Raw genomic sequence first — 12,690 nt, forward strand, 5'->3', positions numbered from 1 at the left:
ATTCCATGCATTAACCTCCACAACAGGCGCGAATGACGAAAATAACGACCAGTGGTTCGCTGCCTCCCGAAACAGTCCTGCCGACTACTTTCCTGGCAGAGTACGGATTGATGCCCCCTTACGGGCGACTGAACCTGCCCGTGTGAGCGGCGCGACGGTGATTTTCGCACCGGGTGCGCGCACGGCATACTCATCCCCCCACCAGACCCTGAACGTCACGCACGGCCAGGGCTGGATTCAGCGTGAGGGAAAAGCCATTGAGGTTATAAACTGCGCATAAACCGTCCGGATACCGGAGAATGTGACGCACTGGCATGGTGCCACGCCGGATAACGCCATGACCCCTGGTGCCATGACCCCTGGTGCCATGACTCAGTCCCTGAAGGGTTTATCAGTGACGTAACCGGAGCAGGTCAGCGAGGTGCACTATCATCGCTGACCGCCGCTCACGCTATCCTGACGTGATCGATCAAAGCCCGCATCTTGGGAGCCAGGTTCTTGCGGCTGGGAAAGTAGAGATAGAAGCCGTCGAATGTGGGCAGCCACTCGTTGAGCAGTGTTATTAGTTCACCGCGCATAATCCAGGGCTGAAACGTTTCTTCCATGCCAAAGCTGATGCCGCCGCCTGCGCAGGCCGTGCGGATCATAATTCCCATATCGTTGGTGGTGAGTTGTGGATTGACGGCGACATCAAATTCACGCCCCTGCTCAGCAAACTCCCAGCGATAGGGCGCCAGCCCCGGCCCTTTTCGCCAGCCTATGCAGCGATGATGAACCAGATCCTGAGGGTGTGACGGCGTTCCCGCGCGCGCCAGATAGTCAGGTGAGGCGACCGCCACCTGTCGCTGCGGCCGCGATACCGGCACCGCGATCATATCCTGTGCTATTACCTCCCCCAGCCTCACTCCCGCGTCATAGCCCTGCCCGACAATGTCAAACTCCTCATCGGTGACAGTAATATCCAGCTCAATGCGCGGATAAGCCGTAATGAAGCCTGCCAGCAGTTCGCCTCCCAGCATTCGCTCTGCAATTGAGGAGATGGCCAGCCGCAACTGACCGCGTGGCTCAGCCGCCAGTTCAGCAATGTCTGTCACGGCGCGATTGAGCTGGTCAATCGCTGGTGCGACCTCGGCATAGAGTCGCTGCCCGGCTTCTGTCAGCCTGACCGAACGTGTGGTGCGCTGCATCAGGGTGATGTTAAGCCGATCTTCCAGTCGACGCAGACTCTGGCTGATCGCCGGGCGCGTGACGCCAAGCTGTTCTGCCGCCAGCCGGAAATTCTGTGTCTGCGCCACTCTCACAAAAATCTCTAAAGCATTTTTATCCGTCGTCATTGGTTAGCCTGAGTTACCGGTGTAGGAAGTAATAGGCGGATTATCTTTATAATCCAGCCGCCGTATGATCGCCAGTGTCAACTCAACGGGAGAATCACCATGTCTAAGAAAGTCATTTTAATCACTGGCGCCTCAAGCGGCATCGGCGCAGGCATTGCGCGTGAACTGGCCAAAACTCAGGTTATTCTGCTGCTGGGCGCACGACGGGAAGATCGTCTGGCGGCGCTGGCTGAAGAGCTGCGATTTAATGGAGCGGAGGTCGCAATCAAGGCAGTGGACGTTTCACGCCGTGATGAGGTGACACAGTTCGTAAATTTTGCGCTGGAAAAATGGGGGCGGGTCGATGTGATAATCAACAATGCGGGCATTATGCCACTTTCGCCGATGGCAGCGCTGCGGGTAGAAGAGTGGGAACAGATGATCGACGTCAATATTAAAGGCGTACTCTATGGTGTCGCAGCTGTTCTGCCCACTATGCTGGCCCGCCAGCGTGGGCACATCATTAATATTGCCTCGATAGGCGCGCTGGCTGTGTCGCCAACAGCGGCAGTCTACTGTGCGACCAAGTTTGCAGTACGCGCCATTTCCGACGGACTGCGACAGGAGAACAGCCAGCTGCGGGTGACCTGTGTGCATCCGGGCGTGGTCGAGAGCGAACTGGCATCCACCATCACCGATCCGACAGCCGCTGAGGCAATGCGGCATTACCGCGCCATTGCGTTGCAGCCGGACGCCATTGGCCGCGCCGTGCGATACGCTATCGAACAGCCCGATGAGGTCGATGTAAACGAAATCGTGGTGCGGCCAACCCGAACTCAATAGTAAAAAAACGGCCCGATGTGCAGTGCATCGGGCCGGGTGGTCAGTAAAGGATTTTTCGGGTTCGCTGTACGGTAATGGCAATCGCCGTCAGCGCCACCAGCATCAGGAAGATTCCCAGCCCCACCATCGCGTTAAAGCCATAAGCCCTGAACAGCAGCAATCCGGCAATACAGCCGCTCAGGAACGAAAATACCGTGGTCAGATGTGTATGTAACACCTTCTGAAAGAAGCGACGGTCGTCGGTTTCAAGATGCACGGCGTGTGACGTATGCGCAAAGATCCACGACCCCAGCGCGATACCGGCATCGGTCAGCGTGCCCGTGATATGCGTGGATCTGACGCGTCCGTTTGAGAGCTGCGTCGACGTGGCATTGTGGATCCCCATTAAGAAACCGAGTATCACCAGTACTTCGCCATTAAAGCTTGGCCGGTAGAACATCAGTTCGAAGATCGAAGCCGCCGTCAGCGCTGCCCCCTCTGCCAGAATAATCAGACAAAAGATGGTGCGTAGCTTGTATTTATGGCCCACTACCACTGCCAGCCGCGCAACCGTACACCCCATAACAAAAGCACCGATCAGCGCCATCAGAAACAGCATGGTATGAACATCGCTGGTGGTCACTTCCTCTGAGATCTGCGAGGTATTACCGCTCATGTGCGATGGAAAAAATCCAAAAGCACCCAGCGCCATGGCGTTAAGAATACCGGCCGTGGTGGCCAGCACCAGCGCCAGCAAACGGTCTTCAGTATGCGAACGAACTTTCTTCTTTTTTATCAGCACAGGTTTTCCCCATCAGATGAATGCATTACGTTCCTTAAAAACTTTAAGCATACAATCTGGTAGCGATAATTCCTGTCAGAACCAGAATACTCTGACGAAATAAGCCATTAATTTTGCTGATTTTTATAAAGCAGTTTCAGTTTACTTTTAATAATGTCAACGACGTGATGTTTCACTTACATAAGCGCAGCGGTCAGACGGGTTCTGACCTCAGTCAACCACAAAGAGGGTCGCGCCGGTGGCAGTCGATGAGCGATGCGGTTCGGCATTATCCGCCACCTGATAACTGACGCCCGGCGTCAGCACAAACTGCCGGCCATCAGCCAGTTCAGTGTGTAGTTCGCCCGCCATGCAGAGCAGAATATGGCCTTTAGTGCACCAGTGATCGGCGACATAGCCGGGTGAATAGTCGACCATCCGCACCCGGATATGATTAAACATGACCGTTCGCCAGGTCGCCTGCCCCTGATCGCCGGGATGAATGGTTACTTCAACCTGATCCCAGTGCGTCAGGCCAAAGGGCAGATTTTCAATTTTCATACTATGTCTCCGAAATAAGCGACAGAAAATCCGTTATGCCAGCGCCTGAATCACCGCATCTTCCGCGTGAATCAGAGTGGTATCAAACAGCGGTACCCTGGCATCCGTGGCATCCACCAGCAGGGTGATTTCAGTGCAGCCAAGGATGATAGCTTCAGCGCCCTGCGCCTCCAGCTTCTGCATGATCGCCCGGTAGCGCAGACGCGATTCAGGCTTGATCTCGCCCAGACAGAGCTCGTGATAGATCACCTCATGGACGAACTTTCGATCCGCTTCATCCGGGGTAATGACCTCAATTTCAAACTGGTCTTTGAGCCGCCCGCGATAAAATTCCTGCTCCATGGTAAATCGCGTTGCCAGCAACCCGACCTTACGCACGCCGGCCTGCCGGATACGGCGTCCGGTAGCGTCAGCGATATGCAACAGCGGAATCGTCGTTGCGGCACTGATTTGCCCGGCCACTTTGTGCATGGTGTTAGTACAGAGCACGATAAACTGCGCGCCCGCCCGTTCAAGATTGCGTGCCGCCTCCGCCAGGATTTCACCTGCCTGCAGCCATTCACCTGCAGCCTGAAGCTGTTCGATGCGCTGAAAATCCACGCTGTAGAGCACCAGCTCCGCCGAATGAAGACCGCCCAGTTGCTGTTTCACCTGCTGATTCAGAATGCGGTAATAGAGGGCGGTAGATTCCCATGACATACCACCTAACAGACCAATGACTTTCACATCTCACTCCGGATCAAGAGGTTTGAATCTCAGCATGCCAGATTGTCCTGAATCGGCAATGCCTTTATTCATTACGCTTTCCTGATTAGAGGCCGTGCATTACCTTGCGCCCAGCGCTCGCCTGCCGGGCTGGAAGCTTCAGCTGGCGAGAGCTCTGCATCAGGACAGATGCGAATGTCAGGCTGCCCTGAACGCACTGACGGATGCGTCATTCCATGGAATACCGATCGGAAGTGATCAATTGAACGTTGCCTCAACAGTGGCCATACGGTGTTAACGGCAGGCAGATTCTGTGGCAGGATATGCGCCCTGCGTCTGGCCAAACCCGGCTGACTTAATGACTGATAACCGGTGACTCAAATGGCTAAACTTAAAATCATCCTTCCTCTGCTACTGATCCTTGTCCTGGCCGCCTGGTCGTTTTTCCCCCATGACAGCGAAGAAGATAAGGCCTATTACGTGGCGGTGTTCTGCGCGGTTGATCATCATGATAACCAGACAGCTGACCAGCAGATGCGCAATGTCATTGAGGGCGGCAATTCCGACTATGCCCTGCAGAAAATTCATTACAAATCGTCGCTGGGTCGCCGCATCATTAGCCGCTGGCAGGATCTCACACCGGATGAGCAGCAGCGCGCCATGCAGGATAATTCAGCCTGCAGGCAGTTAATGAATCGCTAATCCGTGAGGCAGAGAGCGTCGTCAACAGGCATGCCGTAATCCTACAGATATAACAAGTGGGGCTTATGACTCGTCGACGCTTTTATTATCGTTGTTAGAGGAGATTTCCGGGTCTGGCTGTCCAACCATAAGGAAACTGTAAAACCGGGCTTACGTATGGGGTACAATTCCGGCATATCGATTTATATAATGCCAGGAAGGTATTCCCTCTGATGATTTACGATTGTTTCCTCTATTACGACGAAGACATGCTGTTAGAACTTCGCCTGAATACGCTTTATGAACACGTTGACCGGTTTGTTGTCGTGGAATCCCTGTATACCTTTACCGGCAGGCGCCGTGACAGACTTCACTTCGATATCGAAAAATTTGCCGCTTTTCGTGACAAGATTATTTATGTGGTCAATGACGCTGTGCCGACTATTTATCAGCATACGTTCGTGTCTGGCAGCTCCGTCGTAAAAGCGGGTGAAACTGATCCATGGGAAAACGAGACAATCGCCCGTAACGCGATTATGCGTGGCCTGAACTTCGCCCAGGATGACGACATCATTCTGGTTTCAGACGTTGACGAAATCCCCCGTCCGGAAGCCCTGAAACAGTTTAGCCCGCGCTACCTTTGCACAACGCTCTATCAGAATTTTTATAACTTTAAATTTAATGTTCAGGTGCTCAACGAGGATGGCTCCGCACGTCTGTGCCGTCTGCCAAAGATGACCACGATGAAGCACCTGAAGCACTTCTTCCGCAGCCAGCCAGAGCTGCTGCGAAATGTAAAACGTAAGGGGACGCCCATCAGGGATAGCTGGTGGCGCTGGAAACTGCTCAAGGTTCGCACCCGCACGATAAAGGATGCTGGCTGGCACTTTTCATGGGTCATGACTGATGCCCGAATCAGCGAGAAAATGGCGACAATTTCCCACACGGAAAACAATCTTCCGGAGTTTAATAATCCGGACCATATCCGTCGCTGTGTTGAGCAGAATGTTGATATCTGGAACCGGCCCCGGAAAATGGTGATCAGGCCAGTCACGCCGGAATATATGCCTGCCTGGCTGGTCGCTAATCAGGCCCGGTTTAATGACTTCATCAAACGTTAAGCACATTGTTTCAGCCCGCACTCAGCGGGCTGTTCTCTCCGGACCTGCGCATTGAGATTGAGGCCATACTTGCCCTCTGAGCGACGAGCGTCAGAGCTGCAGTGCTGACGCGGCCGCGCCGCGCGCCAGGTAGCCAATGCGATAAGCTTCCTGAAAACCGGCAGAACGCTGAGAGGACGCATGGAGAGTTATACCCTGCCAGCGGGTAACATCCCAGGCGCAGAAGCCGGATCTCTCCGGCAGCGCCATAAGATCGGTATGAGGCGGTATCGTCCAGCGATTGAGCATCATAAAGCAGGCTTCGGCCAAATCCGGGATGGGGGACTGATCCTCAGAAGCCAGCCAGCATTCAGGCGTCGGCCAGCCAAAATCGCGGACCAGCGCGGCGAAGCCGGGCGACTGCAGGAAACGCTGCATCGCCCCTGCCTCCTGCCAGAAATAGATCGGTGCATAACGATTTTCCTCAGGGCCCCCCTCCTCACGGCAGGCATAAAGATATGCCTTGGCTATCAGCCCAGGAAAGCCATCCAGCCTTGCGCCATTCTCTCTGATCCGATGTTCGATGATGCCCATGTCATAGTCGGCAGGCAAAGTAAAACGGTAGTGCATTACAATCATAACGCCTCCTGAGCCAGCATCCGGCCGCCGCTGAAGCTCCACTCTTCGGTGCTGTTAAACTGAATAACGATCATCACATCATCGGGATCGATTCCCATCTCCCTCTGCAGCGCGGAGCAGAGTGAATGGTAAAACTGCTGCTTCTGCCGTCGGGAGCGTGGCTTGCCTGCCGTGATCTGAAACAGCACAAAGTCGTCACTGCGGCCGCCGCTGAGATAGTTAGGGTCGAATACCCGCTGAACGGCAGGCAGCATCTCAATCATCTGAAAGCAGTCCTGCCCGGGAACATCAAATTCCGCCACCAGCGTCTGCTGCAGCAGCCGGGAGAGCTGACGCAGTGCCGCATCGCTGTAGCCCTGACGCAGGGTTATTCGGCTGATGGGCATACGTTGTCCTCCAGATAATTCAGCGCGGTAACCGCGGCAGGCCAGCCCGCATAAAACGCCAGATGCGTGAAACTTTCTACCAGCTCATCATGGGTCAGCCCGTTCTGGTGGGCAAAACGGATATGCCAGGGAATCTGCTCAACGCGTCCCAGCGCTGTCAGGGTTGCCAGCGTCAGCAGGCTGCGTTCACGCGCTGACAGCTGATCACGCTGCCAGATATCGTCAAACAGCACCTGCCGGGTCAGTTCAGCCAGTTTCGGCGCCCTGATCGCCAGTGTTTCTTTGTTCAGTGACTTTTTCATTGCACACTCCTCCGTGGTCAGACAGAGTGTCTCCCGGGATAACCATCCTGAAAATCAAATTAATCAGCACTCACCCTTCACTTTTGCAGGACGATGATGAACAGGCTACCTGAATCGCTGGATATGGATGCGTTGCGCAGTTTTGTCGCGGGAATGGATGCAGGCAGCTTCGCCCTGGCCGCACAGCGTCTCTGCCGATCCGCCTCCGCCGTCAGTGCGCAGCTGAAAAAGCTTGAACAGCAATGCGGCTCGGCGCTGGTGATGAAAAAAGGGCGGCATCTGCAACTGACCCGCAGCGGCGAACAACTGATGAGCTATGCCAGACGCCTGCTGGCGCTGAACGATGAGACACTGCGGGCGGTAAAAGGCGAAGCGCTACAGGGGGAAATCCGCATCGGCATGCAGGAGGATTTTGGCGAAGCCCTGATGCCCGACATTCTCGGTGCTTTTAACCGCCAGCATCCGGATGTCATGCTGACGGCTCGGGTTGACCGCAATCAGGCGCTGCTCACGGCGCTGGCGCGTAATGAACTGGACCTGGCGTTGCTCTGGCAGACTGAACGACAGCGTGGTACCCAGCTGATCGGTCACTGTCCGTTAGCCTGGATACAGCATCCGGCATTTGACCTGGCGGGCTATTTGCAGCGCGGGGAGCCGCTGCCGCTGGTGGTTTTCGATGCGCCCTGTGTAATGCGATCCCGCGCCACCGAGGCACTGGATCGGGCCGCTATTCCATGGCGTGTAGTGTTTACCAGCCACAGCCTGAGCGGCATCTGGGCTGCACTCCAGGCCGGGCTGGGGATGACGCTTCGCACCCGCGCCGGATTGCCGGAGACGCTTGTGGTGGAATCCCGGCATCTGCCTGCGCCCGGCTCGCTGGATATTGCGCTGGCCTGCACCGACCAGGAAAACGATCCGGCACGTGCACTGTTGCAGCATCTGATTGCAGACGCCGCCCTGCCCTTTGTGGCAGGCTGACGGCGATTCACAAAGCCCGCTGGATCAGCGACGAGCAATATTCCGCAGAGAGATCGCGGTCGCCGAAAAGGATATGAAACATAACGGGCGCGACGACGCCATCGACCACGCGATCAACGTTAAATCCCGTTTCTCCCCGCGCCAGCGCACGATTGTTAAGCGTTTCAAGATGCTGATAGGTGAAGCCACAGCATCGCTGGCTGGCCTGTTCTGCGTGACTGCCGATTATATCGGCCAGCATTTCACGGCCGACCTTTGACGACATCTCCTCCACATATTGCTGGATAAAGACGTTCAGATCGCCCGTCGTCGAGCCGGTATCCTCCGGTTCAGCGATCGGCCGCATTCGCGCCAGGGCTACATCTGCCAGCAGCTGGGCCAGATCGCCCCAGCGGCGATAAATCGTAGAGGGCGTGACACCAGCCTGTTCTGCAATCATCGGCACCGTAATGGCTGAACGATCGTGCGTTTCCAGCAACCGGTTTACCGTCGCGTGCACCTCAGCCTGGATACGTGCGCTGCGTCCACCCTGACGAATCATCTCCTTCGCCATCTCTTTCTCCTGCTTTAGCCATCCGGATCATTTTAAAGCAACGAAGTTGCATTAACAGATAGCGGCAGTGTACCGCATCTCAGGCTGAGCAGGCTGTAAAGAGTGCTAAACGGTGTCTGACGCAAAAATAACTTGTTACTGGCTCCGTCCAGGTTTTGCGGACAGAAATTGGTCTGACGTCGCTCTATCCTTGTTCGTCAACAGCCAGTCACGACGGCTCAGGGTATACATCAGGCTCGGCGGCAGGTCTTTAAGATCGTTTACCTTCTTCAGAAAAGTTAAGCCTGCTTTTTCCAGCACCCGGCGCGATGCCAGATGGTTTTCCCGCACGACTCCCGTAATGTTGCTCAGACCGGCCTCTTCAAATCCGTATCGAATGGCTCTGAGCGAAAGCTCGGTCGCGTAGCCTTTGCCCCAGGCTTCCGGTTCAAACCGGTAACCGAGATTATTGGTCGGATGACCCTCAAACCGGCTTCTGAACACGCCGCCAAAGCCAATGATTTTCTCCGGGCGTGCTTTCTCAAAAATGGTCCAGTCGCCGAATCCATCATCCTGGTAGCTCTGTAACCTCAGCGCCATTGAGTGAACGGCGTGAGACTTGTCAGTCCACGGCCCCATCGGGTTAAATCTGTGCGTCTCAGGGTCGCCAAAAATTCTGAAGAGATCGTCCAGATCGTCACGAAGGGTAAAACGGTAAAGCAAACGCTCTGACTCCCAATACATCGACTGCTCCTTGCGGGTACTGAAATTCATGCTGTCTCAGCGACCTTTTCTGCCGCCCGTCTGTGTAAAGTGGCCCATCAGTGAAGCGTGCGTCGGGCAACCGGTAAAACGGTCAATCCGGTAGTGGGCTGTTTGGAAGGGTTTTTGCCAGCCCCATACTGAACGACGATCACAAACCACAGTGCCACAGTTCCGGCGGTGATGCCATTAGTGTTAATGTTATGTTAAAGCCAGATGCCGCTTCTTCGTCTGTCATCTCTGGCGGCCCGAAGCATGGAATAATCAGCAGAGAGGATTCGAATGACTGAAGATAACAGCATCATCACTGAACTGACGGAACTCGAAAGTCTTTATGGCAGCGTCGCCCGCCCTTCTGTTGCAAAGGTCACCCCTTATATTCATCCCGCCTATCGCCCGTTCATTGAAGCTTCACCTTTTGTGGCGCTGGCGACCTCAGGGCCGGAAGGACTGGATGTTTCCCCGCGTGGCGATCCGGCCGGGTTCATTGAAATCCAGGATGAGAATACGCTGCTGTTACCCGATCGGCGGGGAAATAACCGTATCGACAGCCTGCGCAATATTCTGCATGACAATCGGGTTGCGCTGCTGTTTCTTATCCCCGGTATTGGTGAGACGTTGCGGGTAAACGGCACGGCGTCGATCAGCACCGATCCGGCACTGCTGGAGCGGTTTGCCGTCAACAATCAGCAGCCCGGAACTGTTCTGCGCATCAGCGTGGAGAGCGTGTTCTTCCAGTGCAGTCGCGCCATTATTCGCGCCGGACTCTGGAAGGCCGACACTCAGATAGCCCGCCAGGCCCTGCCCAGCACAGGTTCGATTCTGAAACAGATTGCAGAGATCGATGGGGATGCTTATGACAAAGCCCTGCCGGAAAGGCTGAAGAACTCTTTGTACTGAGTATCGTTCTGGTCTGGTAATCTCACGAGCGGCGAAGGTCTGGGGCTGACGTGGCGAGATGCCGGCACAAACCTGACGGGCAGCCAGGAAGGCGCCAATAGTTAGAATGGGGTTTTAAACGAAACTCACAAGCCGTTGCTTCGCATTAATGTAATCGTAGGTGGTGACTTCAATTTTGTTATCGCTGAGATCGCGGAAATAAACTGAGACTGAAACCTCATGATCACTGACGCTGAAGGGAATGTTATGCTGCCTCAGGGCCGGAATCAGTTCGCTTATAGACCGGGCCGCCACCCTGAAAGCCACCGTATGGCCCGGATGCTGAGATTTTCTGAGGAAAAGGGAGAGGGATGCCCCGTGATTACGGATCACCCGCGGCCCGCCCTGTTCAAACCAGAAAAAGAGGGACTCATCGCGAGAAAAACCCAGGATAGCCTTGTACCACTGTTCGGCCAGCTCAATGTTTTCAACATACACATGGATATGGTCAATCTTATCGATTTTCATTTTGCCGCACCCTGATTGTTTTAAATCATATTCGCCAGATTTTCCCTGCTTAACAACCCGATGCGCACACGACACCACAAAATTTTTCCTCATTACCCCGGCACAGGGAAAGGATTCTGCGGGTTTAATGTTTCATCAGCGCCCTGTCTGACACGTTTTCCTGGAAACCTCTTTCCGTTTTGCCATGAGAATGAGCAGCACATGTCGAAAGACTGAGTGGCCTTCATCATTAGCTTGCATGCGCTGCGTATAGATTCTTTCATCCGGCTTTCTGCATCTCTGCGATCGCAACACGCCTGACGCTGAACCAACCTGGTGCCCGGCCACATTGCGTATCATTTTTAGGATCTTCCATAACGTTATTTCCACAGCAGGATTTGTTAAAGCAAAGATATTGCATTAAGACACGGTTAGCCGTATACCTTAAAGCTAATATTTTGCATTAAGGTGATCGTTATGAACCCTGCCCTGACGCCTGCAGCCGCCACCCGCACCACACTTTTCAGCTTTACCGGCGCAGTACTGATTTCAGCGACCAGCAGTGCACCCACGCCGCTTTATCCGCTCTACCGCACGCTGTTCCATCTGTCGCCGCCCATGCTGACGCTGGTCTTTGGCGCCTACGCTTTTGCCCTGCTGGCTGCGCTGCTGACGATAGGGAAAGTATCGGACTTCACCGGGCGGCGACCACTGATGCTGCTGGCCCTGGCGATGAATGCGCTTGCGCTGGTAGTTTTCATGCTGGCCAGCTCGGCGACGACGCTGATTACTGCCCGGCTGGTGCAGGGTTTTGCGACCGGCATTGCCCTGCCAACCTTTGGTGCCAGCCTGATTGACGCCAGCAAAACCCGCGGGCCACTGCTGAACTCCTTTACAGCCTTTCTGGGAATGACGCTGGGCACGCTGGCAGGGGGATTTCTGGTGAGCTTCGCTCCCTATCCTACCGTGACGCTCTATGCGCTCTTACTGTTGACGATGCTGGCAGCCATGGCGCTCATCCCTCTGATACCGGAAACCATCACGCCTCAGCCGGGTGTTCTGGCCGCGCTGCGTCCTCAGGTCAGCATACCGCGCCGTGCGCTGGGCCCGCTGTTGAAGGTGACCCCGGTGAATATCGCCACCTGGATGCTGGGCGGCTTCTATCTTTCTCTGATGCCTGGCATGGTCGCCAGTGCCACCGGGCTGACCTCACCGCTTATCGGCGGATCGGTTGTCGCCACGCTGATGCTGAGCGCAACGGCTGCGGTGTTACTCTTCCGTCTGCTTCCGCCCGCACGCGCACTGGTTATCGGGACGCTGATGCTGATAACCGGCGTCACGGTTACCCTGAGCGGCCTCTCTCTGCACAGCGTGGCCTGGCTCTACGTCGGCACGGCGATTGCGGGCCAGGGATTCGGATCAATTTTTTCCAGCGTGCTGAAAATCATTTTGCCGCTGGCTGAAGGGCATGAGCGCGCCGGTCTGTTCGCGGCCTTTTTAGTGAAAAGTTATCTCGCCTTTGCCCTACCCGCTATTGCCGCCGGTATCGCTGCGCCCCATATCGGACTGAACCAGACCGCCTGGTATTACGGCATGACGCTGATTGTACTGGCACTGATGTCGCTGCTGGCCATCAGAGGGCGTGCATTCGCGGGCGCGCCTGGTTCCTGACATCGCCTGACAGATCCAATTACGGGGGCAGCGCCCCTGAAGCGGAATTTTCACATACACTCAACGGATTG

General features: G+C 55.2%; 16 protein-coding genes and 1 pseudogene. 7 read left to right on the forward strand and 10 right to left on the reverse strand.

Annotation, left to right across the window (positions count from 1 at the left end):
- The first annotated feature begins 32 nt into the window (after positions 1–32).
- Positions 33–403, forward strand: a pseudogene (locus ACLHDD_RS18680) ((R)-mandelonitrile lyase).
- 43 nt (positions 404–446) lie between these two features.
- Here ACLHDD_RS18680 and ACLHDD_RS18685 read toward each other — a convergent pair.
- Positions 447–1,334: a LysR family transcriptional regulator gene (locus tag ACLHDD_RS18685; protein ID WP_427105341.1), complete on the reverse strand. Its 888-nt coding sequence runs from the start codon at positions 1,332–1,334 to the stop codon at positions 447–449.
- A gap of 99 nt (positions 1,335–1,433) precedes the next feature.
- Here ACLHDD_RS18685 and ACLHDD_RS18690 point away from each other — a divergent pair, with 99 nt between their 5' ends.
- Positions 1,434–2,156 (forward strand): SDR family oxidoreductase, encoded by a 723-nt coding sequence (locus ACLHDD_RS18690; RefSeq protein ID WP_427105342.1) that lies wholly within the window; start codon positions 1,434–1,436, stop codon positions 2,154–2,156.
- Between the two features lie 40 nt (positions 2,157–2,196).
- On the opposite strand, the gene ACLHDD_RS18695 is transcribed toward ACLHDD_RS18690, so the two are convergent.
- The 3 genes from ACLHDD_RS18695 to ACLHDD_RS18705 all read right to left on the reverse strand — a co-directional run bounded on the left by ACLHDD_RS18695 (position 2,197) and on the right by ACLHDD_RS18705 (position 4,203).
- Positions 2,197–2,937 (reverse strand): YoaK family protein, encoded by a 741-nt coding sequence (locus ACLHDD_RS18695; RefSeq protein ID WP_427105343.1) that lies wholly within the window; start codon positions 2,935–2,937, stop codon positions 2,197–2,199.
- 210 nt (positions 2,938–3,147) lie between these two features.
- Complete coding sequence (locus ACLHDD_RS18700; RefSeq protein ID WP_427105344.1) at positions 3,148–3,477, reverse strand: DHCW motif cupin fold protein; 330 nt, start codon at positions 3,475–3,477, stop codon at positions 3,148–3,150.
- A gap of 33 nt (positions 3,478–3,510) precedes the next feature.
- The gene (locus ACLHDD_RS18705) at positions 3,511–4,203 is read right to left on the reverse strand and encodes an aspartate/glutamate racemase family protein (protein ID WP_427105345.1); all 693 of its coding nucleotides are present in this window, start codon (positions 4,201–4,203) and stop codon (positions 3,511–3,513) included.
- Positions 4,204–4,563: 360 nt separating this feature from the next.
- On the opposite strand from ACLHDD_RS18705, the gene ACLHDD_RS18710 reads away from it, so the two are divergent.
- Together ACLHDD_RS18710 and ACLHDD_RS18715 are read left to right on the forward strand one after the other, a co-directional pair.
- Positions 4,564–4,884, forward strand: coding sequence for a hypothetical protein (locus tag ACLHDD_RS18710; protein ID WP_427105346.1), 321 nt, complete (start codon positions 4,564–4,566; stop codon positions 4,882–4,884).
- Between the two features lie 212 nt (positions 4,885–5,096).
- A complete protein-coding gene (locus tag ACLHDD_RS18715; protein ID WP_427105347.1) occupies positions 5,097–5,984 on the forward strand; it encodes a benzoate transporter in 888 nt (295 codons plus the stop codon).
- Positions 5,985–6,074: 90 nt separating this feature from the next.
- Here ACLHDD_RS18715 and ACLHDD_RS18720 read toward each other — a convergent pair whose 3' ends face one another.
- Genes ACLHDD_RS18720 through ACLHDD_RS18730 form a run of 3 tightly spaced genes read right to left on the reverse strand, consistent with a single transcriptional unit; the run spans position 6,075 to position 7,290 of the window.
- A complete protein-coding gene (locus ACLHDD_RS18720) occupies positions 6,075–6,602 on the reverse strand; it encodes a DUF4865 family protein (protein ID WP_427105348.1) in 528 nt (175 codons plus the stop codon).
- Complete coding sequence (locus ACLHDD_RS18725; protein ID WP_427105349.1) at positions 6,599–6,988, reverse strand: tautomerase family protein; 390 nt, start codon at positions 6,986–6,988, stop codon at positions 6,599–6,601. Before ACLHDD_RS18725 ends, ACLHDD_RS18720 begins: the two co-directional genes overlap by 4 nt.
- Positions 6,970–7,290 carry a carboxymuconolactone decarboxylase family protein gene (locus tag ACLHDD_RS18730; protein WP_427105350.1) on the reverse strand — a complete coding sequence of 107 codons (321 nt, stop codon included), beginning with the start codon at positions 7,288–7,290 and terminating at the stop codon, positions 6,970–6,972. Before ACLHDD_RS18730 ends, ACLHDD_RS18725 begins: the two co-directional genes overlap by 19 nt.
- A gap of 96 nt (positions 7,291–7,386) precedes the next feature.
- On the opposite strand from ACLHDD_RS18730, the gene ACLHDD_RS18735 reads away from it, so the two are divergent.
- A complete protein-coding gene (locus tag ACLHDD_RS18735; protein ID WP_427105351.1) occupies positions 7,387–8,268 on the forward strand; it encodes a LysR substrate-binding domain-containing protein in 882 nt (293 codons plus the stop codon).
- 7 nt (positions 8,269–8,275) lie between these two features.
- On the opposite strand, the gene ACLHDD_RS18740 is transcribed toward ACLHDD_RS18735, so the two are convergent.
- Positions 8,276–8,821: a TetR/AcrR family transcriptional regulator gene (locus tag ACLHDD_RS18740; protein WP_427105352.1), complete on the reverse strand. Its 546-nt coding sequence runs from the start codon at positions 8,819–8,821 to the stop codon at positions 8,276–8,278.
- 135 nt (positions 8,822–8,956) lie between these two features.
- The gene (locus ACLHDD_RS18745) at positions 8,957–9,544 is read right to left on the reverse strand and encodes a GNAT family N-acetyltransferase (RefSeq protein WP_427105647.1); all 588 of its coding nucleotides are present in this window, start codon (positions 9,542–9,544) and stop codon (positions 8,957–8,959) included.
- A 300-nt stretch (positions 9,545–9,844) separates the two neighbouring features.
- Between ACLHDD_RS18745 and ACLHDD_RS18750 the strand changes: the two genes are divergently transcribed.
- Positions 9,845–10,462, forward strand: a complete 618-nt coding sequence (locus ACLHDD_RS18750; protein ID WP_427105353.1) for a pyridoxamine 5'-phosphate oxidase family protein — start codon at positions 9,845–9,847, stop codon at positions 10,460–10,462.
- A gap of 114 nt (positions 10,463–10,576) precedes the next feature.
- Here the strand turns inward: ACLHDD_RS18750 and ACLHDD_RS18755 are convergent, their stop codons facing one another.
- The gene (locus tag ACLHDD_RS18755) at positions 10,577–10,969 is read right to left on the reverse strand and encodes a VOC family protein (protein ID WP_427105354.1); all 393 of its coding nucleotides are present in this window, start codon (positions 10,967–10,969) and stop codon (positions 10,577–10,579) included.
- Between the two features lie 456 nt (positions 10,970–11,425).
- Here ACLHDD_RS18755 and ACLHDD_RS18760 point away from each other — a divergent pair, with 456 nt between their 5' ends.
- On the forward strand, positions 11,426–12,619 hold the full coding sequence (locus ACLHDD_RS18760; protein ID WP_427105355.1) for an MFS transporter: 1,194 nt from the start codon (positions 11,426–11,428) through the stop codon (positions 12,617–12,619).
- Positions 12,620–12,690: the final 71 nt, after the last annotated feature.

The organism is Pantoea sp. NSTU24 (genome assembly GCF_050157905.1).
Taxonomy (GTDB): domain Bacteria; phylum Pseudomonadota; class Gammaproteobacteria; order Enterobacterales; family Enterobacteriaceae; genus Pantoea.